At 70.2% G+C, this 20,449-nt stretch carries 18 protein-coding genes; 10 read left to right on the plus strand and 8 right to left on the minus strand.

Features of this window, described 5'->3' with window-relative positions; genetic code table 11:
• Positions 1-3: 3 nt before the first annotated feature.
• The 6 genes from ASG80_RS02815 to ASG80_RS02840 all read left to right on the plus strand — a co-directional run bounded on the left by ASG80_RS02815 (position 4) and on the right by ASG80_RS02840 (position 5,650).
• Positions 4-543, plus strand: a complete 540-nt coding sequence (locus ASG80_RS02815; protein ID WP_162256588.1) for a tripartite tricarboxylate transporter TctB family protein — start codon at positions 4-6, stop codon at positions 541-543.
• Positions 543-2,042, plus strand: coding sequence for a tripartite tricarboxylate transporter permease (locus ASG80_RS02820; protein WP_056728205.1), 1,500 nt, complete (start codon positions 543-545; stop codon positions 2,040-2,042). The genes ASG80_RS02815 and ASG80_RS02820 overlap by 1 nt, the downstream gene beginning before the upstream one ends.
• 153 nt (positions 2,043-2,195) lie before the next feature.
• A complete protein-coding gene (locus tag ASG80_RS02825) occupies positions 2,196-3,044 on the plus strand; it encodes an alpha/beta fold hydrolase (protein ID WP_056728207.1) in 849 nt (282 codons plus the stop codon).
• Between the two features lie 96 nt (positions 3,045-3,140).
• A complete protein-coding gene (locus tag ASG80_RS02830) occupies positions 3,141-3,986 on the plus strand; it encodes an alpha/beta hydrolase (protein WP_056728209.1) in 846 nt (281 codons plus the stop codon).
• Between the two features lie 100 nt (positions 3,987-4,086).
• Positions 4,087-5,136: a biotin/lipoate A/B protein ligase family protein gene (locus ASG80_RS02835; protein ID WP_056728210.1), complete on the plus strand. Its 1,050-nt coding sequence runs from the start codon at positions 4,087-4,089 to the stop codon at positions 5,134-5,136.
• Between the two features lie 199 nt (positions 5,137-5,335).
• Entirely contained in the window at positions 5,336-5,650 is a 315-nt protein-coding gene (locus tag ASG80_RS02840) for a hypothetical protein (protein ID WP_056728212.1), read from the plus strand.
• Positions 5,651-5,677: 27 nt separating this feature from the next.
• On the opposite strand, the gene ASG80_RS02845 is transcribed toward ASG80_RS02840, so the two are convergent.
• Positions 5,678-6,181: a flavodoxin domain-containing protein gene (locus ASG80_RS02845; protein WP_056728214.1), complete on the minus strand. Its 504-nt coding sequence runs from the start codon at positions 6,179-6,181 to the stop codon at positions 5,678-5,680.
• Positions 6,182-6,320: 139 nt separating this feature from the next.
• Between ASG80_RS02845 and ASG80_RS02850 the strand changes: the two genes are divergently transcribed.
• Entirely contained in the window at positions 6,321-7,238 is a 918-nt protein-coding gene (locus ASG80_RS02850; RefSeq protein WP_056728514.1) for a site-specific DNA-methyltransferase, read from the plus strand.
• A gap of 12 nt (positions 7,239-7,250) precedes the next feature.
• Here ASG80_RS02850 and ASG80_RS02855 read toward each other — a convergent pair whose 3' ends face one another.
• The 5 genes from ASG80_RS02855 to ASG80_RS02875 form a co-directional block, all read right to left on the minus strand.
• Complete coding sequence (locus ASG80_RS02855; RefSeq protein ID WP_056728215.1) at positions 7,251-8,279, minus strand: LacI family DNA-binding transcriptional regulator; 1,029 nt, start codon at positions 8,277-8,279, stop codon at positions 7,251-7,253.
• Positions 8,280-8,327: 48 nt separating this feature from the next.
• Entirely contained in the window at positions 8,328-9,782 is a 1,455-nt protein-coding gene (locus tag ASG80_RS02860; protein WP_056728216.1) for a GH1 family beta-glucosidase, read from the minus strand.
• Complete coding sequence (locus ASG80_RS02865; protein WP_056728217.1) at positions 9,779-10,687, minus strand: carbohydrate ABC transporter permease; 909 nt, start codon at positions 10,685-10,687, stop codon at positions 9,779-9,781. The genes ASG80_RS02860 and ASG80_RS02865 overlap by 4 nt, the downstream gene beginning before the upstream one ends.
• Positions 10,684-11,784: a carbohydrate ABC transporter permease gene (locus ASG80_RS02870; RefSeq protein ID WP_056728220.1), complete on the minus strand. Its 1,101-nt coding sequence runs from the start codon at positions 11,782-11,784 to the stop codon at positions 10,684-10,686. Before ASG80_RS02870 ends, ASG80_RS02865 begins: the two co-directional genes overlap by 4 nt.
• An 86-nt stretch (positions 11,785-11,870) precedes the next feature.
• The gene (locus ASG80_RS02875; RefSeq protein WP_056728516.1) at positions 11,871-13,139 is read right to left on the minus strand and encodes an ABC transporter substrate-binding protein; all 1,269 of its coding nucleotides are present in this window, start codon (positions 13,137-13,139) and stop codon (positions 11,871-11,873) included.
• Between the two features lie 194 nt (positions 13,140-13,333).
• Between ASG80_RS02875 and ASG80_RS02880 the strand changes: the two genes are divergently transcribed.
• The 3 genes from ASG80_RS02880 to ASG80_RS02890 all read left to right on the plus strand — a co-directional run bounded on the left by ASG80_RS02880 (position 13,334) and on the right by ASG80_RS02890 (position 17,039).
• The gene (locus ASG80_RS02880; RefSeq protein ID WP_235508005.1) at positions 13,334-14,143 is read left to right on the plus strand and encodes a M15 family metallopeptidase; all 810 of its coding nucleotides are present in this window, start codon (positions 13,334-13,336) and stop codon (positions 14,141-14,143) included.
• A 4-nt stretch (positions 14,144-14,147) separates the two neighbouring features.
• Positions 14,148-15,551, plus strand: coding sequence for an MFS transporter (locus ASG80_RS02885; protein WP_082589679.1), 1,404 nt, complete (start codon positions 14,148-14,150; stop codon positions 15,549-15,551).
• A 159-nt stretch (positions 15,552-15,710) separates the two neighbouring features.
• Positions 15,711-17,039, plus strand: a complete 1,329-nt coding sequence (locus tag ASG80_RS02890; RefSeq protein WP_056728227.1) for an amidase domain-containing protein — start codon at positions 15,711-15,713, stop codon at positions 17,037-17,039.
• Positions 17,040-17,357: 318 nt separating this feature from the next.
• On the opposite strand, the gene pgm is transcribed toward ASG80_RS02890, so the two are convergent.
• Together pgm and ASG80_RS02900 are read right to left on the minus strand one after the other, a co-directional pair.
• Positions 17,358-18,989: a phosphoglucomutase (alpha-D-glucose-1,6-bisphosphate-dependent) gene (pgm, locus tag ASG80_RS02895; protein WP_056728229.1), complete on the minus strand. Its 1,632-nt coding sequence runs from the start codon at positions 18,987-18,989 to the stop codon at positions 17,358-17,360.
• Between the two features lie 46 nt (positions 18,990-19,035).
• The gene (locus tag ASG80_RS02900) at positions 19,036-20,325 is read right to left on the minus strand and encodes a DUF445 domain-containing protein (RefSeq protein ID WP_056728231.1); all 1,290 of its coding nucleotides are present in this window, start codon (positions 20,323-20,325) and stop codon (positions 19,036-19,038) included.
• Between the last annotated feature and the right edge of the window lie 124 nt (positions 20,326-20,449).

The following is a 20,449-nucleotide window of genomic DNA, read 5'->3' on the forward strand; positions in this document are numbered from 1 at the left end:
CCTGTGGCTGCCAAGGCCGCGTTCAGCGCGGCCTTGGCGGTCGTGGGCGTCGCCGCGGCGATCGGCGGCTGGGCATACGGGGCCCTGCAGGAGAACGGCCAGATCGGCGCGGGGTTCCTGCCGATGGTGCTCGGTGTCGCGCTGGCCGCTCTCGCCATCGTCGACGTCGTCCAGACGTTGACCGGGCGCGAGCCGGTCGACCCGGCCGAGGAGCTGACGGGCGTCGAGGCCGAGGCGGAAGCCGCGGCGATCGACACCGTCGCGGAGGCGCCCGACACCGATGCGCTCGGCCGGACGCAGCGGCAGCGCAATCGCATGTTCGTGATGGTGATCGGCATGCTGTTCGTCGCCCTCCTGCTTGTGCCGGTCCTCGGCCTCCTGCTCTCGCTCGGCGCGCTCATCGTTGCGATCTCCACGATCGTCGAGCGCCGGCGCATCCTGCCCTCGCTCCTCGTCAGCGTGATCGCGGTCGGCATCATCCACCTCGTCTTCGCGGTACTGCTCGGAGTGCCGATGCCGACCGGACTGATCGGATTCATCTGATGATCGACAACCTCATCCTCGGCTTCCAGACCGCCCTCACGCTCGAGAACGTGCTGTGGTGCTTCGTCGGCGTGCTGCTCGGCACGGTGATCGGCTTGCTGCCCGGTCTCGGCTCGACCACCGGCGTCGCGGTACTGCTGCCCATCACGTTCACCCTCGAGCCCGTCACGGCGCTCATCATGCTCGCCGGCATCTACTACGGCGCCCAGTACGGCGGCACGATCACGTCGGTGCTCATCTCGACGCCCGGTGAGGCCGCGAGCGTCGTCACGACGCTCGACGGCTACCAGATGGCGACGCGCGGTCGCGCGGGTGCGGCCCTCGCCATCAGCGCGATCGGCTCGTTCATCGCTGCGATCATCTCCCTCGCGCTGCTCATCGCTCTCGCACCGCCGCTTGCCGACGTCGCGCTCCAGTTCGGCCCGGTCGAGATGTTCGCCATCATGATCCTCGGCCTGGTCATCGTGGTCACGTTCCAGGGAGGCGCGTTCGTGCGCGGCGCCATGATGGCGGTCGCAGGACTGCTCGTCGCGACCGTCGGAATCTCGCCCGGCACGAGCGAGGAGCGCTTCACGTTCGGCAACATCAACCTCCTCTCGGGCATCCCGTTCGTCGAGGTCATGATCGGCCTGTTCGCCCTCGGAGAGGTGCTCTACCAGATCCGGATGGGCGCGGCGAAGCCCATCCGGGCGCGCTTCAAGGACATGGTCATCACCCGGAAGGACGTCACCTCGTCGATGCCGGCGATCCTCCGCGGTTCCGGGATCGGCTTCGGACTCGGCATCCTGCCGGGTGCCGGTTCGACGCTCGCCTCCTTCATGGCGTACGGCATCGAGCGTCGCGTGAGCCGAAATCGGGCCCAGTTCGGCAAGGGCGCGATCGAGGGCGTTGCGAGTCCCGAGAGCGCGAACAACGCCGCCGCCAACGCCAACTTCGTGCCCACCCTCGCGCTCGGCATCCCAGGCGGCGCGACGACTGCGGTGCTGCTCGGCGCGTTCACGATCTTCGGACTGCAGCCCGGGCCCCTGCTGTTCGAGACCCAGCCCGATCTCGTCTGGGGCCTGCTCGTGTCGTTCTTCATCGGCAACGTGCTGCTGCTCGTACTGAACCTGCCGCTGGCGCCCGTCTTCGCGCAGATGCTCCGCATCCCCTACGGATACCTGTACCCGATCATCATGCTGACGTCGCTCGTCGGCGCGTACTCGGTGAGCAACAACATGTTCAGCGTCTGGCTCGTGTTCGTGTTCGGCCTGCTCGGCTACCTCCTCAAGGAGTTCGACCTGCCGTCGGCGCCGTTCGTGCTCGGTCTCGTGCTCGGGCCGTTGTTCGAGAAGTCGCTCGTGCAGACCAGCGCCATCGGACAGGGCGACCTGACGGTGGTCTTCCGCAGCCCCATCGCCCTCACGGTGTTCGCGCTCGCGGTCGCCGCGGTCGTGTTGCCCAAGGTCGTCGCCATGCTCCGCTCGCGCCGCCGGCGAACGAAGGTCGACGCCAGCTGAACTACGCCGGGTGACCACCAGCCGTCAGAATTCAGGAACTGATGTGCTGTTTCCGGCACGGATGCCGCGGAAGCAGCCAGCGACCAGTGGCGCTCCGCCGCGGCTCCTGAATTCTGCACATGTCGGCGGATGCCGCGACTGCCACAATGAGGCATGCCCACGTTCACCGACGCATACGGGGTCCGCATCCACTACGAGTCGTGGCGCGTGCCCGACGCGCTCGCGGTGGTGCAGCTCGTGCACGGCATCGGCGAGCACCGCGGGCGCTACGGTGCGCTGATCGCGGCGCTGAACGCCGCCGGCTACTCCGTGTGGGCCGACGACCATCGCGGCCACGGGCAGACCGGCTTCGAGCAGCACGGCGGCGACCTCGACCGCATGGGCAAGCCGGGCCCAGGCGGCATGGGCGCGTCGATCGCGGCGGTCGGGCAGTTCAGCGAGGTGATTCGCGAAGCCGAGGGCGCCGACATGCCGCTCGTGATCCTCGGGCACTCTTGGGGCTCGTTCATCACGCAGCACCTCGTGAACCGGCATCCCGATCGCTACGACGCCGTCGTGCTGAGCGCCACCGCGTGGGCGCAGCTGGGATGGACCAACACCGGCGACCTCAACAAGCGCTTCGCCCGGCCCGGGGGCACGGCCATGGAGTGGATCAGCCGGGACCCGGCGGTCCCCGCGGCGTTCGAGGCCGACCCCTACACCACGAGCCGCTCGCTGCAGCAGCTCTACGGCTGGCCGCAGTCGTTGTCGCTCATCAACCGGCCGTCGAAGCGCATCCCGAGCGAGCTGCCGCTGCTGCTCCTGGTGGGCTCCGACGATGCGGTGGCCGGCGAGCGCGGCGCCCTCGCGTTGCTCCGCGACTACGTGCGCCGCTGCGGCCTCGTCGACGCGCAGTTGATCGTCTACGAGGGTGCGCGCCACGAGGTCTTCAACGAGATCAACCAGGAGGAGGTGCGCGCCGACCTCATCCGCTGGCTCGACGAGCGGTTCGCCGTCGACTGATCGCGTCGTCGCAGGATGAGGAAGGCGCCCGACCCGCTCCGCGGCATCCGCCGGAGTGGGGCGGGCGAGCGGATGCCCCGACTGCCACAATGAGGCATGCCCACGTTCACCGACGCACACGGGGTCCACATCCACTACCAGGCGTGGCGCGTGCCCGATGCGACGGCGGTGGTGCAGCTCGTGCACGGCGTGGGCGAGCACATCGGACGCTACGGCGAGCTCGTAGACGCCCTGAACGCGGCGGCCTACTCGGTCTGGGCCGACGATCATCGCGGCCACGGGCAGACGGGCTTCGAGCAGCACGGCGGCGACCTCACCCGCATCGGACGGCTCGGCCCGGGCGGCCTGCCTGCCACGATCGAGGCCGTGCGGCAGTTCACGCGCGTCATCCGCGAGGCAGAGGGCGGGCTGCCGCTGATCCTGCTCGGGCACGCGTGGGGCTCGCTGATGGCGCAGATGATCGTCAACAGCCACGCGGCCGACTACGACGGCGTCGTGCTCACCGGCACTGCGTACCGCACCCTCTTCGATATGAACGGCGGCGACCTCAACCGCCGCCATCGCCACCTGGGGCCGACACCGGTCGAGTGGCTGAGCCGCGACCCCGACGTGCCGCCCGCGTTCATGGCCGACCCATACACGACCGAGGTTCCACTGCGGAAGCTCTTCGGCCTCCGGGACTCGGTGCGCCTGCTCGGCCGGCCCATGCCCGACCTCCCGCCCGAGCTGCCTGTGCTCATCATGGTCGGCTCCGATGACTCCCTCGGCGGGGAGCTCAGCGCCGTGAAGCTCGCGAACGCGTACGCCCGGCGGTCGGGGCTCCTCGATGTCGAGCTCATCGTCTACGAGGGCGCCCGCCACGAGGTGTTCAACGAGACGAACCGCGAGGAGGTGCGTGCCGACCTCATCCGCTGGCTCGACGAGCGGTTCGCCGTCGACTGACCACGCAGGTTGAGGAGCGGCTTCTGCGGGTTGAGGAGGTCGCGCAGCGACCGTCTCGAAACCAGCCGGTGCCACGCGCCGCGACCGTAGGCTGGACCCCATGCACGGTGAGTACAAGGTTCCCGGCGGCAAGCTCGTGGTCGTCGACTTCGACGTGGTCGACGGCGTCATCCGAAACCCCCGCGTCGCGGGCGACTTCTTCCTCGAGCCCGACGAGGCGCTCGCCGACATCGACTCGGCCCTCGAGGGGCTGTCCGCGGCATCCGACGCCAAGCAGATCGCGGCGGCCGTCACGGCGAACCTCCGCCCGGGCGCGGTGATGCTGGGGTTCTCGGCCGAGGCCGTCGCCGTGGCGGTGCGGCGGGCGCTGACGGATGCCACGACGTGGTCGAACTACGAGTGGGAGGTCGTGCACGACCCCGCCGTGCCGCCGCGCCTGCACCTCGCGCTCGACGAGGTGCTCGCCACCCGGGTCGGCGAGCGGCGCCGCAAGCCCACCCTGCGGTTCTGGGAGTGGGACGAGTCGGCCGTCGTCATCGGCAGCTTCCAGTCGGTGAAGAACGAGGTGGATCCCGATGGCGCCGAGCGGTACGGCTTCGACGTCGTGCGTCGCATCTCGGGCGGTGGCGCGATGATGATGGAGCGCGGCAACGTCGTGACCTACTCGCTGTACGTGCCGTCGGAGCTCGTGCAGGGCATGAGCTTCGCCGACTCCTACGCGTTCCTCGACGACTGGGTGCTGCAGGGACTGCGCGGCATCGGCATCGAGGCCACCTACCAGCCGCTCAACGACATCGCGAGCCCGCTCGGCAAGATCGGCGGTGCCGCGCAGAAGCGCCTCGGCTCGGGCGGTGTGCTGCACCATGTGACCATGGCGTACGACCTCGACAACGAGAAGATGCTCGAGGTGCTGCGCATCGGCCGCGAGAAGCTCAGCGACAAGGGCATCGCGTCGGCCGCCAAGCGGGTCAACCCGCTGCGGTCGCAGACCGGGCTGAGCCGCTCGGCGGTCATCGAGAGCCTGAAGCAGACGTTCACGGACCTCTACGGCGCGACGCCCGGCGCGGTGACCCCGGACGAGCTCGCCGAGGCCGAGGAGCTCGTGGAGTCGAAGTTCGCGACGCGGGAGTGGCTCTACCGGGTGCCCTGATCGGCGGATGCCGCGACGCCGCGACGCCCTCGCCTCGCCGCGCGTTCCAATCGGCGGATATACGATCGGGCGCGCCGCTCCGGAGCCCCAGTCCGCGGCGCGGCGGATCGTATATCCGCTTGCAGGAGCGGAGGAGGCGCTCGGATGCCCCATCCACAGCCCGCGAGGGAGGCTCATCGATCCCGGTTAGACTCTCGGGGTGGATTGGTGGATCTGGGTCGGCGTCGCCGTGTTCGTCGTGGCCTTCGGGTGGCTCGCCGTGCGGCGCGGCTGGATCGACCTCTCCGACAAGACCCGGCGCGGCGGCGGTGGCGGCGTCATGATGATCGGCGACGAGGTGTTCGCCCCGCGCAAGCACGAGGCGCAGGTCGAGCTCGACCGCCAGAGCCGCCTGCCGGCGCCGGCGCCCCTGCCGGGTGACGGCGACAAGGGCATCGCGTTCGCTGCGGAGCACGCCGACGACGACCACCCCGACCGGTTCCGCGGGCGCATCCGCCTCGACATCGACCGCTGACGCCCACCCGGGGGCATCCTGCGCCGATCAGGTCGCGGTGAGCGCGGCACCCCATTCCCGTGCACGCTCGACCTCGCCGCGCGCGATCGGCCCCGAATATCCGTGCACGCCGAACGACTCGGGCTTCATCGCGGGGCGGAATCCGAGCCCCACGAGCCTCTTCATCGCCTTCTTCGCCGCGGAGCCCGGCAGCCGCGGGTTCACCGTGCGCGTGTCGAACGTCGCGACCATGATGGGCGACGGCGGCGTCGTCAGCCCGTCGATCCACTCGCGGATGCCGCGCTCGGGGACCGTCGGCGCGCCCTGTTGCCGTGCCGAATCCCGAGTCGAGGCCTTCGACATGGAGAACGCGTGCGTCGGACCCCCGACCACGAGGAGGTCGACCTTGGCGGGGAGCTCCTCCGCCGCGGTCGCCGCTGCGACCAACTGGACGTCGTCGACCCCCTGTTGCGTGCGGATCCCTTCGGCGATCGACTTGGCGATCTCGCCGGTGTTCCCCCACATCGTCTCGTACACCACCAGTGCTCGCATGGTCAGCTCCTTCGTCGTCCGTTCCGTTCGGCCGTCAGGCTACGCCGAGCGCATCCCAGTGCCCGGGACCTTCGACCGCTGGCAGAGCGCGGACGCGCACGCGCGCCCAGGCGACATTCCCCAGCGGCCGACGCGCGCCCTGCGGCAGACTGTTCCCGTGCCAGCCGACGAGCCCGACCGCATCATCCACGCGGACAACCTCTCCGTGCTGCCAACGCTGCCCGCTGGTCGGTTCACCCTCGTCTACCTCGACCCGCCGTTCAACACCGGTCGCGCCCAGGCGCGGCAGTCGACCCGCCATGTGCGGGTGACCGCGACGGATGCCGCTGCGCCCGCGGCATCCGGCACCATCACCGGGTTCGCGGGCAAGCAGTACCTGCGCGTGCGCGGCGACCTGCTCCGCTACGACGACCGGTTCGAGGACTACTGGGGCTTCCTCGAGCCGCGCCTCGTCGAGGCGTGGCGCGTGCTCGCCGATGACGGCACCCTCTACCTGCATCTCGACTACCGCGAGGCGCACTACGCGAAGGTGCTGCTCGACGCGCTGTTCGGGCGCGAGTGCTTCCTCAACGAGATCGTATGGGCCTACGACTACGGCGCGAAAGCGAAGCGCAAGTGGCCCACCAAGCACGACACGATCCTCGTATACGTGAAGCACCCCGACCGCTACTGGTTCGACTCGGCGGCCGTCGATCGCGAGCCGTACATGGCGCCCGGCCTCGTGACCCCCGAGAAGGCGGAGCTCGGCAAGCTGCCCACCGACGTGTGGTGGCACACCATCGTCTCGCCGACGGGCCGCGAGAAGACGGGCTATCCGACGCAGAAGCCCGAGGGCATCCTTCGACGCATCGTGCAGGCGTCCACGCGCGAGGGCGACTGGGTGCTCGACTTCTTCGCCGGGTCGGGCACGACGGGCGCGGTGGCGGCGACGCTCGGTCGGCGCTTCGTGCTCGTCGACGAGAACGCCGAGGCGATCGAGGTCATGCGCGCGCGGTTCACGGGCATCGCGGGCGTCGAGTTCCAGGAGGGCGTGCGGCGCGCAGCGCCTGCGGGGTGAGGAGCCGCCCGGCTACGCCGACGCCCGCCGCACGAGGTGCGTGGGCATGATGTTGCGGCGCGGCACGTCGGGGTCGCCGGCGAGGTGGCGCAGCAGCAGGTCGGCCATCTCGAAGCCCATCTGCTCCGACGGCTGGTGCACGGTGGTCAGCGGGATCGCCGACGAGGTCGCGGCGGGGCTGTCGTCGAACCCGACCACCGCGATCTCGCCCGGCACCGCGCGCCCGCGCTCGCGGAGCACGGCGAGGGCGCCCGTGGCCATCAGGTCGCTCGCGACGAAGAGCCCGTCGAGGTCGGGCACCCGGTCGAGCAGGCGCCGGGTCGCCGCGACGGCGCCGGCGACCGTGAAGTCGGCGGTCTCGACGGCGTCGGCGGGCAGGCCGGCCGCCTCCATCGCGCGGCGGAATCCCTCGAGCCGGTCGACGCCGGCGGGCATGTCGAGCGGGCCGGCGATGGTGCCGATGCGCTTGCGCCCGACGCCGATGAGGTGCTCGGTGCCGATGGCCCCGCCCTCGACGTTGTCGACGTCGACGAAGATGTGGTTGCCGGACTCGAACGACGGGCGACCGCCGAACACGAGCGGGAGCACCATGTCGGCCTCGCGCTGCAGGTCGTCGCCCTCGTGGTGCGAGACCACGAGCGCGCCGTCGACGACGCCCGAGCGCAGGTAGCGCACCGTCTTGTGGCTGGGGTCGGTCGACGCCACGAGCAGGTTGAGCAGGTACTCGCTCTCGTCGAGCCGCCGCGTGATGCCCTGCACGATCGCCGCGAAGTACGGGTCGCCGAAGAACCGGGTCGTGTCCTCGGGCACGATCAGCGCGATCGCGCCCGACGTGCGGCTGGCCAGGGAGCGCGCCGCCCGGTTGGGCACGTAGTTGAGCTTCACGATCGCCGCGTTCACGGCCGTCACGACGTCGGGGCTCACCTTGGGGGAGCCGTTCACGACGCGACTGACCGTGGCACGCGAGACGTTCGCTTCGCGCGCGACCTCCTCCAGCGTCGGCGCGGTGGGCCGTGTCCGGATACCACCACCCCGTTCCATGAGATCAGTCTATTTCCGCGCCGTCGAGATCGGTGGGTCGAAGGTCGCTCAGCTCGCGGGCAGCGCGCGGTCGCGGATGATCGACGCGTACCCGAGCCCGCTGTCCTTCACCATGCGCTCCTGCGTGTCGTAGTCGACGCGCACGAGGCCGAACCGCTTGTCGTAGCCCCACGCCCATTCGAAGTTGTCCATCAGCGACCAGTAGAAGTAGCCGAGCACCGGCACACCCGCGTCGATCGCGTCGAGGATCGCGCCGAGGTGCGACGAGAGGAACTCCGTGCGCTCGACGTCGTGCACGGCGCCGTCGGCGGCCATCACGTCGTCGTAGGCCGCGCCGTTCTCGGTGACGCAGAGGCGCACGCCGGCGGATGCCGCGTAGTCCTCGTGCACGCGCACCAGCAGTTCGCGGAGGCCGTCGGGCTGCACCTCCCACTCCATCGCGGTGAGCGGCAGGCCCTGCGGATGGTTGAACACCCCGTCTGCGGCCGGGAACGGCGACCGCGTCGGGCGGTCGGTCGGTGCCTGCGCGAGCAGGGGGTGCTCGGCGGGCCGGTCGCTCACGTACTCGCCGTGGTAGTAGTTCACGCCGAGCGTGTCGATCGGAGTCGAGATGACTTCGAGGTCGCCCGACTGCACGACGTCGCGGAGACCGAGGTGCCCGACATCCGCGAGCAGGTCTCCGGCGTAGTGCCCGCGGAAGATCGGGTCGAGGAAGAACCGGTTGAACTGACCGTCGATGCGCCGAGCGGCGTCGACGTCACCCGGGTGCGTCGGGTCGACGGGCTTGGCGACCGTGAGGTTGAGCGTGATGCCGAGATCCAGCTCGGGGTCGCGCTCGCGCAGGGCCTGCACGGCGAGCCCGTGGGCGAGCAGCAGGTGGTGGCCCGCCGCGAGCCCGGCCGCGACATCCTGACGCCCAGGAGCGTGCGCGCCGCCCGTGTAGCTCAGGAACGACGAGCACCACGGCTCGTTGAGGGTCGTCCACACGTCGACGCGGTCGCCGAGGGCGTCGTGCACGTCGAGCGCGTAATCGCGGAACAGGTGCGCGGTGTCGCGATTCGCCCAGCCGCCGCGCTCCTCGAGCGCCTGGGGGAGGTCCCAGTGGTAGAGCGTGAGCCACGGCTTGATGCCCGCCGCGAGCAGTTCGTCCACGAGCCGCGAGTAGAAGTCGATCCCCTTCGGGTTGACCGGCCCGCCATCAGGCCGGATGCGCGACCACGACGTGGAGAACCGGTAGGTCTGCAGGCCGAGGCGCTGCATGAGGGCGACGTCCTGCGGCATCCGGTGGTAGTGGTCGCAGGCGACGTCGCCATGGTCGGCGTTGACGACCGCACCGTGCACGCGGCAGAAGGCGTCCCAGATCGAGGCGGTGCGGCCGTCCTCGAAGGCGGCGCCCTCGATCTGGAACGCCGCTGTCGCGGCGCCGAACAGGAAGTCGGAGGGGAAGGGTCGGGTAGGGCCGACGGGCATGACGATGGCGTCCTCTCTGAGTTCGATGGTCATCCCTTCACGGCTCCCGCCATGATGCCGCTCACGAGCTGCTTGCCCGCGAAGACGAAGAGGATGAGGAGGGGGATGGTCGACAGCAGCACGCCGGCGAGCACGATCGAGTAGTCGACGAAGTAGTTCGACTGCAGGAGCGAGAGCGCCACGGGCAGGGTCGGGTCGCTTCGGTCGAGCACGATGAACGGCCAGAAGAAGTTGTTCCAGGCGGAGACGAACGTGAACAGGCCGAGCATGGCGGCGGCGGGCCGGGCGGCCGGGAGGCCGACCGTGAGGAACGTGCGGAACGAGCTCGCCCCGTCGACGCGCGCCGCCTCGATGAGCTCGTCGGGCACGGCCTGCTGCAGGTACTGGGTCATCCAGAACACCCCGAACGCGCTCGTGAGGGCCGGGATGATGATGGCGCCGATGTTGCCCGTCCAGCCCAGGTCGGAGAACAGGATGTAGAGCGGCACCACGCCGAGCTGCGTCGGCACGGCCATCGTCGCGACCACGAACACGAGCAGCCACCTGCCGCCCCGGAACCGGAGCTTCGCGAACGCCCAGCCGGCGAGCGTCGAGAAGAACACCACCGAGAGCGCGATGAGCGCCGAGCTGTATATGGAGTTCCAGAGGGCCCGCCAGAAGTTCACGGCCGGGTCGTTGATGACGGATGCCGCGTTGTCGAGGAAGTTGCCGCCCGGCCACCACGACATGTCGGGGTCGCGGATCGTCGAGGCATCCCCGGATCCGATCAGGAACGACCAGTAGAACGGGAAGATCGCCGAACCGAGCACGATCGCGAGGCTCGTGTAGACGAACCATCCCGGTCGCGAGCCGCGCACGACGCGCGCCTTCGAGCGTTTGCCGGCGTTCGGGATGTTCTCCTCGGGGATGGCGAGCGGAACGGGGTTCATGACGGTCATCGCGCCGCCTCCTGGGTGTCGAGGGTGGGCTCGCCGTGGTCGTGCCGCCGACGGCGAGCGGATGCCGCGGCAGCGCGCCGCTCGCGGCGCGATCCGGCGTCGCGACGCCCCTCGTCGCGCACGACCTTCTGCGTGACGAGCAGGTTGACGATGCCGATCGCGAGGATGATGAGGAAGAGGATCCACGCGAGCGCCGCCGCGCGGCCGAAGTTCCACTGGCCCCAGCCGATGTCGTAGAGGTAGAGCGTGATCGTGAGCCACTGCGAGTCGGCGCCGCCTGTGCCGAACTGGTCGTACATGCGCGGCTCGTCGAAGATCTGCAGGCCGCCGATCGTCGAGGTGATGATGACGAAGATGAGCGTCGGACGCAGGCTCGGCACCGTGATGGCGCGGAACTGGCGGAACTTCGAGGCGCCGTCGATCGCGGCGGCCTCGTAGTAGTCGCGGGGGATCGCCTGCATCGCCGCGAGGAGGATGAGGGTGTTGTAGCCGGTCCAGCGGAAGTTCACCATGGTCGCGATGGCGATGTGGCTCGCGAAGGCGTCGCTGTGCCACGGGATGGGGGGGATGCCGAGGTCGGCCAGGGTCGTGTTCACGAGCCCGTACTTGTCGCCGAACATGTTGCTGAAGATCAGGGCGACCGCCACGGGTGCCATCACGTAGGGCAGGAGCACGCCCATGCGCCAGAAGGTCTTGGCGCGGATGTTCTGGTCGAGCATGGCTGCGATGAAGATCGCGAGGATGAGCTGGGGGATGCTCGACAGCAGGAAGATGCTGAAGGTGTTGCGCAGGGCGATCCAGAACTTCGGCTGCGTCAGCACGTACACGTACTGGTCGAAGCCGATGAAGGTGCCCGAATTGCGCACCAGGTCCCAGTCCATGAACGAGATGACCGCGGTGTACGCGATCGGGAACAGCCCGACGACGAGGAAGAGGATGAAGAACGGCGAGATGTAGAGGTACGGCGAGAGCTTCAGGTCCCACCGGCTGAGCCGGTGCCCGAAGGCGATGCGGCGGGGTGGGCGTCGGACCGGCGCGCCGGCCGGGTCCTTCGACCGTTCGACGGATGACGGGGGCGCGGTGGCGGTGGATGTCACGGGTCGTCGTTCCTCTGCTTCCGGGTTCGAATGAGGCGTGATCCCGCGGTGGCCGGGTGGACCGGCCACCGCGGGGACTCACATGACTAGCCGATCGCGTCGACCTCGGAGACCCACTGGTCCCACGACGCCTGCTTGTCCTGCGTGCCGTCCTCGACGCGCGTCAGGGCCTTCTGCATCGCGTCGTTGACCTGGAAGTAGAACTCGCCCTTGAACGGCGCCACTGTGACCGCCTTCGCGCGATCCGTGAAGATCTCGCCGACGGGTGCGTCGTTGAAGTACTCGTTCACGAAGCCGGTGAGGGCCTCGTCGGTGTAGGCCTCGTTCTGGCTCGGGAAGGTTCCCGCGTTGACGAATGCCTTGATCTGCTGCTCGGGGGCGGTGAGCCAGTCGGCGAGCTTCTGGGCCTCCTCGACGTTGGCGCCGTTGGCGGGCACGGTCAGGTACGAGCCGCCCCAATTGCCGCCGCCGTTGGGGAAGACGTTCGCGACATCCCAACCGGTGACGCCCTCGGCGTTGCCCGAGATGACGCCGAGCATCCAGCCCGGGCAGAGCATGGTCGCGTAGGCGCCATTCGCGACGCCGGCGAACCAGTCGTCGCTCCACTGGCCGAGGTGGGCGGACTGCGTCGCGCTGGCGTCGAGCACCGTGTTGTAGACGTCCTCGACCTCGGCGTTGTCGGTCGCGATGAGTTCACCCGAGTCGGGGTCCTCATAGGCGGCCTCGACCTGGTTGATCATGCCCTGGTATGTGCTGCCGGCGGAGTCGAACCAGGCCTTGCCCGTGGCGGCGGTGTACTGCGTGCCCACCTCGAAGTACTTGGCCCAGTCGCCCTCGAGCAGCGCCGCGACCTCCTCGCGATCCGTCGGCAGGCCGGCGGCGGCGAGCAGGTCGGAGCGGTAGCAGACGCCCTCGGGGCCGACGTCGGTGCCGTAGCCGATGAGGCGGCCGTCGGCGTCGGTGGCGGCGTCGACCTTCCAGTCGAGCCAGCGGTCGCTGACGTCTGAGGGCACCTCGGCGAGCAGGTCGGAGTACTGCATGACCTCGGGCAGCCAGTCGACCTCGATCGCCTCGACGTCGGCGAGGCCCTTCTTGCCGAGCTTCTGGAAGTAGTTCGCGCGAGCGTCGTTCGACGTCGCCGCCGTGTTCTGCACGACCGTGACGTTCGGGTTCTCGTCCATGTACTCCTGAAGGAGCTCGTCGGTGTACCCGAAGTCGTTGAACGTCGCGACGGTCAGTTCGACCTCGCCGTCCTCGGAGCCCGAGGCCGCCGGCGAACAACCTGCGGCGATGATGGCGATGGATGCGGCGCCTGCGACGGCGGCCGTCGCCCTGGTGCGTCGTGAAAGCTTCACGGTCACTCCCTTGTGTGCGTGGTGGGGTTGCGGAATGGTCACGTGAGAATGCGCTCCATTCCTTGGTGAGAGCGCTCTCACGATGCAAGGCCTGATGCTATGAGAGCGCGATCATGAATGTCAAGAGAGCGCTCTCACGCGCCGGTTTCGTTACCGAGCCGTGACCGGCGGCCGGCCATCGGTAGACTCGAACGGTGTCTCCCCGCGACCCTCGACTGCCCTCCGACCGGGTGCGCCAGCGCCGTCGGCTGGTCATCGCGGGGTCGCTGAGCCTCGTGCTCATTGCGGTCGCGGTGCTCGTGGTCGGATACGTCACGGGCATCGAGCCGGCCGACGGCAGCTCGTCCGCGGCGGACGACGAGGTCACCCCGACGCCGCGTCCCGCGCCGAACTCGCTTCCGGCGCCCGCGAGCGTCGACACGTTCGACCGCGGCGCCCGTTCCATCGACGACCCGATGAGCATCTGGGTGGTCGTGAACAAGCTGCGCCCCGTGAACCCCCAGGAGTTCGAGCCCGCCGACCTCGTCGAGGTGCCGGTGGAGTACACGAACGAGCCGGAGCTCCGGCAGGAGGCATCCGCCGCCGTGGTCGCGATGTTCGACGCGGCGTTCGCCGAGGCCGGTCTCGAGCTCGCGTCGAACAGCGCCTACCGCTCGTACTCCGCGCAGGAGAACGTGTACGACGGCGACGACGCCACCACCGCCCGCCCCGGCTTCAGCGAGCACCAGACGGGGCTCGCCATCGACATCGGGCCGCTGTCGGGGGAGTGCTCGCTCGACCCCTGCCTGGCCGACATGCCCGAGGGCATCTGGCTGCGCGACAACGCCTGGCGGTTCGGCTTCATCCTGCGGTACCCGGCCGACAAGACCCCGATCACCGGATACTCGTTCGAGCCCTGGCACTTCCGCTACGTGGGCACCGAGCTCGCCACCGAGATGCACGACACGGGCGTGACGACGCTCGAGGAGTTCTTCGGCCTCCCGCCCGCGCCAGAGTACGGCTGAGCGGATGTCACGACGAGCCGACCGGGTGCCGCGGCGCGGACTCTCGCTCGCCGTGCTCATCGTCAACCAGCTGCTCGCCGGCGTGGGCGTGGCCACCGGCATGGTGCTCGCCGCGATCCTCACCGCCGACCTCACGGGCGTCGTCGCGATGGGCGGCCTCGCCCAGTCGTCGAGCGTGCTGGGTGCGGCGCTCGTCGCCGTGCCGCTCGCGCGACTCGCCGTGCGGTCGGGTCGCCACGTCGCGCTCGCCACGGGCTACGCACTCGCGTGCCTCGGCGCCGTGCTCGTCGTGGCCGCGGCGGCGAGCGGATGGCCGGTGTTCGTGTTCCTCGGTCTCGCGGCGTTCGGGGCAGGCGCCGCGGCGGGACTCCAGGCGAGGTTCGCCGCCACCGAGGTGGCCGCACCAGGATTCGAGGCCCGAGCGATGTCGCTCGTGCTCTGGGCGACGACCATCGGCTCGGTGGCCGGGCCGTTGCTCTCCCAGACGGGCGATGCCTTCGGCCGCTCCCTGGGCCTGCCGCCGCTCGTCGGCCCGTTCGTGTTCTCGGCCGTGGCGTTCGCGGTGTCCACGCTCCTCGTCGCCACGCTGCTGCGCACGCCGAAGGCCGGCTACCTGGCGGTCGAAGCCGAACACCCCTCCGTTGCCGTGGGCTCCCCCGACGCCGCGCCCTCACCGGCCGCGGCCGATGGCGCCCGGTCCGCCGCCGATCCCACGCCGGTGGTGACCGATGGCACGACGGCCGTGCCCGACCCGACGCCGGCCGTGACGGGTGCCGTGCCGGTCGTGACGGGCGCCGCGCCGCAACGCGTCGGCTCATGGCAGGCGCTGCGCACCGCGGTCCGGAATCCGCGCGCGCTGGTCGCCGTCCTCGCGATCGTCTGCTCGCAGACCGTCATGATCGCGGTGATGGTCATGACGCCCGTGCACTTGGTCGAGCACGGCCTCTCGATCTCGCTCGTGGGCGTGGTGATCTCGATCCACATCCTCGGCATGTACGGCGCGAGCCCGCTCATGGGCTGGCTGGCCGACCGTATCGGCTCCGAGCGCGTCATCGCGATGGGCGCCGGGATCCTCGTGACGGCGACGATCATCGGCATCCTCGCGCCCGCCGACAACGTGCTGCTCGTGCCGCTCGCGCTCGGCCTGCTCGGCCTGGGTTGGTCGGCCGGACTGATCGGCGGCTCGACGCTGCTCACCACGTCGGTCGACGAACCCCTGCGCGTGCCGCTGCAGGGCGCGACGGATGCCGCGATGAACGTGGCCGCCGCGATGGCCGCTGCGCTCTCGGGCGTGGTGCTCGGGCTCGGAGGGTTCGCCGGCGTCAACGTCGTGGCGATCTTCGTGCTCGTGCCGCTCGCGATCGCCGGGCTCCGCCTGCGGTTCATCGGCCGCGGCGCGCCGGCCTGAGACCCCTGAGTCCGAGGCCGCGGGGAACACGGGCACCGGAAACCGGGCGTCGTCCGTGATATCGCTCTCACGGCTTTCCCAGTGTTCGAGAGGGAACCTCACAAACTACCGTGATGGGCTTCCGTGTCCCCCCAAATGCCGACACGGAATCCCCCCACTGTGCCAGACACCGAACTGCCCCTCTCCTTCCGCTCGACCTTCCGCGCACCCGACCCCCAGCCCGAACCCCAGCCCGAACCCAGGCCCGATGCCCTCCCGGTGACCGCCTCCCTCGAAGTGCCCAGGCGCACCGGGGAGCCGGAGTCGAGCGAGGCCGAGCGCACCTCGGAGGCGAAGCCGAGCGAGCCCGAGCGCACGGTGAAGCCGGAGGCGAGCGAGCCCGAAGCCCCGGTCCGCAAGAAGGCGACCGGCCCGCGCCACCGCGCCGAACCGGTGCGGAATCGCCGCGCGCCGGGCGCTGCGTTCCGTCGTACCGTCGCCCTCGGCTGCGCCTCGGCGATCATGGGCGCGACCGCGCTCGGCGCCGTCGCGGCATCAATCGCCGACCCCTCGACCGCGACCACGGTCGCCGCGGGGACAGCGGATGCCGCGAGCGGGGCAACCGGCGACTCGGACACGATCGACGCGCCCGCCGCGCAGGCCGACGACGGCCCGACCGTCACGAGCGCCCTGTCGGTGGCGGCGGCGCCGTTCACCGGCGGCACGCAGGTCACCGTCAGGGGCGAGGAGCTCGATCAGGTGGCATCCGTGACCGTGGGTGGGGCGCCGGCGACCATCGTCGCGGCCGACGAGGCGCAGGTCACGTTCGCGGTGCCGGCGGTCGCCGACACCGCGCTCGGAACGGCAGCCGAGGTGGCCTTCGCGGATGCCGCGGGCCAGCCCGTCGACGTAGAGACGCCGACCGCCGTGGTCGCCGCCGGCACGTCAGTGGTGCAGCCCCTCGAGGGGGAGCTCACCGGCGCACCCGAGGTCGAGGTGCCCATGGCGCCGCGCACCCTCACGCTCACCTACACGAGTGACCCGGGCATCGACGCCCAGCTCGGATACGTGCTCACCTACTGGAGCAGTTACAACTCAGCCGAGTACCCCGTCCTCGACGGTTACGACTGCGCGAACTTCGCGAGTCAGGCGCTGATCGCCCGCGGCTGGGCCATGGACGGCGGCTGGTACCTCGACCGCGGCACCGGCGCGATGTCGCCGAGCTGGGCGAGCTCGACCGCGCTGCGCGACTACCTGCTCACCCGCACCGACCGGGCGGCGTACCTCGACGACTCGCAGCGCTCGAGCGTGAAGGTCGGCGACATCGCCCAGTTCGACTGGGACGACTCGGGCGACCGCGACCACACCGCTGTCGTCACCCGCGTGGAGCACACCGCCGCGGGCACCAGGGTCTGGGTCGGCGGGCACACCAAGGATGCCGACTACTGGGACGTCGACGCGGCGCTCGCCACCGGCGGCGGCTCGGTGAGCTACTTCTCGATCCGGTAGGCGCGGGTTGAGGAGCGCCCGAAGGGCGCGTCTCGAATCCCGCATCGCGATGACACAGGCGCTGATGCCGCAACCCTGTACAGACACAGGCACTGATGCGAACCCTGTACAGACTCCGGCACTGATGCCGAGTTGGCATCAGTGCCGGAGGCATCGCGGCGAGAGTTTCGAGACGCCGACTTCGTCGGCTCCGCAACCCGCAGCGACTGCTCAGTCAGGTAGGCGCGGGTTGAGGAGTGCCCGAAGGGCGCGTCTCGAAACCCCCTCGTCTGGTTACGCGCTTCGAGTCGCCGACTTCGTCGGCTCCTCAACCCGCGGTCAGCCAGTGGCGAGCGCGTCGCTCACGACGCGCTTCGCCTCCTCCTGCACGCGCGCGAGGTGGTCGGGTCCCTTGAACGACTCCGCGTAGATCTTGTAGACGTCCTCCGTGCCGCTCGGCCGCGCGGCGAACCAGGCGTCCGCCGTCTCCACCTTGACGCCGCCGATCGCCGCGTCGTTGCCCGGCGCGTGCGACAGCTTCGCCGTGATGGGCTCGCCCGCGAGCTCGGTCGCCGCGATGGCGTCGCCGTCGAGCCTGCCGAGGGCGGCCTTCTGCGCGGGAGTGGCCGCGGCGTCCGTGCGCTCGTAGGCCGGGTCCCCGAAGCGATCGACGAGCTCGGCGTAGAGCTCAGAGGGCGACTTGCCGGTGACCGCGCGGATCTCGGAGGCGAGCAGGCACAGCAGGATGCCGTCCTTGTCGGTGGTCCACACCGTGCCGTCGAAGCGCAGGAACGACGCGCCTGCGCTCTCCTCGCCGCCGAAGCCGACCGATCCGTCGACGAGTCCCGGCACGAACCACTTGAAGCCCACCGGCACCTCCCAGAGGCGCCGTCCGAGCGAGGAGGCGACGCGGTCGATCATCGAGCTCGACACGAGGGTCTTGCCGATCGCGGCATCCGACCGCCAGTTCGGTCGGTGCGAGAAGAGGTATTCGATGGCGACGGCGAGGTAGTGATTCGGGTTCATGAGGCCGCCGTCGGGAGTGACGATTCCGTGCCGATCGGCGTCGGCGTCGTTGCCGGTGAGGATGTCGAACGAGTCGCCGTGCCCGAGCACCGATGCCATGGCCGACGGGCTCGACGGGTCCATGCGGATCTTCCCGTCCCAGTCGAGCGTCATGAACGACCAGGTCGGGTCGACGAGTCCGTTCACGACGGTGAGGTCGAGGCCGTAGCGGTCGCGGATCGCGGCCCAGTAGTGCACGGATGCACCGCCGAGCGGGTCGGCGCCGATGCGGATCTTCGCACGGCGGATCGCGTCGAAGTCGATGATGTTCTCGAGGTCGTCGACGTAGCCGCCGCGGAAGTCGTAGGTCTCCACCCCGCTCGGCTCCGCCTGGTTCACCTCGGTGAGGCCGCCGGCGATGAGTTCGTTCGCGCGATTCGCGATCCAGCTCGTGGCATCCGAGTCGGCCGGGCCGCCGTGCGGCGGGTTGTACTTGAAGCCGCCGTCCTGCGGCGGGTTGTGCGAGGGCGTGATGACGATGCCGTCGGCCTCGCCCTCGGCGCGCGTGACCGGGTCGTTGTTCCACTTCAGGATCGCGTGCGACAGCGCCGGCGTCGGCACGTAGTCGTCGAACTGGTCGGCGAGCACGCGCACCCGGTTGCCGACGAGCACGTCGAGCGCCGTGGTCTGCGCCGGCGCGCTGAGGGCGTGCGTGTCGGCGCCGATGAAGAGCGGGCCTGTGATGCCCTGCGACGTCCGGTAGTCGACGATCGCCTGGGTGGTCGCGAGGATGTGGTGCTCGTTGAAGCTCGTGGTGAACGCCGAACCGCGGTGGCCCGAGGTGCCGAACGCGACGCGTTGCCCGGGGATCGAGACATCCGGTTTCTTCTCGTAGTACGCCCTGACGAGGGCCTCCACGTCGATCAGGTCGGATTCGGTCGCCGGGGTTCCTGCTCGCTCGTGCATCCCCTCAGTCTGCCGCGCCGGCGTGGCATCCGACACCCCTGCCCGCTCAGAACGCGGACTGCACCGTCGTCGCGATCGTGAAGATCGCGAGCCCGGCGAGCGCCCCCACGACCGTGCCGTTGATGCGGATGAACTGCAGGTCGCGGCCCACCTGGAGCTCGAGCTTCTCGGTGGTCTCGCGAGGGTCCCACCGCTCGACGGTCTCGGTGATGACGCCCGCGATCTCGTGCCGGTAATTGCGCACCACGTAGGCCGCGGCATCCGTCATCCACGCGTCGACCTTCGCGGCGAGGTCGTCGTCGGCTTCGAGCCGCGCCCCCACCTCGACCACCGCCGAGCGGAGGCCGGCGCGGAGTTCGCTCTCGGGGTCGGCGAGTGACGCGTCGACCGTCTCCTTCACGCTCGCCCACACCTCGCCGGCGAACTCGCGCACCCGCGGGCTGTCGAGCAGGTCGGCCTTCAGTCGCTCGACGCGGGCGATCACCGCCGGGTCGTGCTGCAGGTCGTCGGTGAGCTCGGCGAGGTAGCCGTCGATCGCTTCGCGGAGCGGATGCCGCAGGTCCTCGCGCACCGCCCGCACGAAGGCGAGCACCTCACGGTACGCGCGGTCGTCGACGAACCGGTCGACGAAACCCGGCATCCACTTCGGCAACCGGTCGGAGACCATGCTGCCGAACGCCTCGGGGTGCGCGGCGAGCCACCCCTCGGCCTTCTCGAGCACCATGTCGATGGCCGCGCGCTGCTGGTCGGCGGCGACGAGGCGCGCGCCGACGCGGCCGATCGCGGGCCCCCACTCGGGCTCGAAGAGGTGGCGGCGGGCGAGCTTCTCGATGACGTCCTCCACGTCGTCGTCGCCGAGCAGGGTCAGGATCCCGCGGGCCGCGACCGCAGCCTCGGCCGTCAGCCGCTCGGCGTTGACGGGAGTCGCGAGCCAGCCGCCGAGCCGCTTCGCGATGCCCATCGACCGGAGCTTGCCGAGCACGACCTCGTCGGAGAGGAACTCGTTCTCCACGAAGGCGCCGAGGGTCGCGCCGATCTCGTCCTTCCGTTTCGGGATGATCGCGGTGTGCGGGATCCTCAGCCCGAGCGGATGCCTGAACAGCGCGGTCACCGCGAACCAGTCCGCGATCGCACCCACCATCGCCCCCTCGGCGGCGGCCCGCACGAACCGGAGCCACGGCACGGTGTCCTGCAGCGCGAACGACACGGCGAACACGACGGCCGCCGCGACGAGCAGGCCCGCAGCGACCCGCTTCATGCGCCGCAGCGCTGCGAGCCGCTCCGCGTCGGTCGGCAGGGTTGTTCGTACGGTGCGCAATTGATCGACCGTGGTCATCGCGCGGCCCCCTCACCTGAGTCCGTCGCCCTCGACGCTAGGCCATGCCGGTTCACCGAGTCGCCCATTTCTGCACACATCCGGGCAACTCGGTGCGGGTGTTCGCGCAGCCGGGCCACCAGGC

Source organism: Agromyces sp. Soil535, from assembly GCF_001428255.1.
Lineage (GTDB): Bacteria > Actinomycetota > Actinomycetes > Actinomycetales > Microbacteriaceae > Agromyces.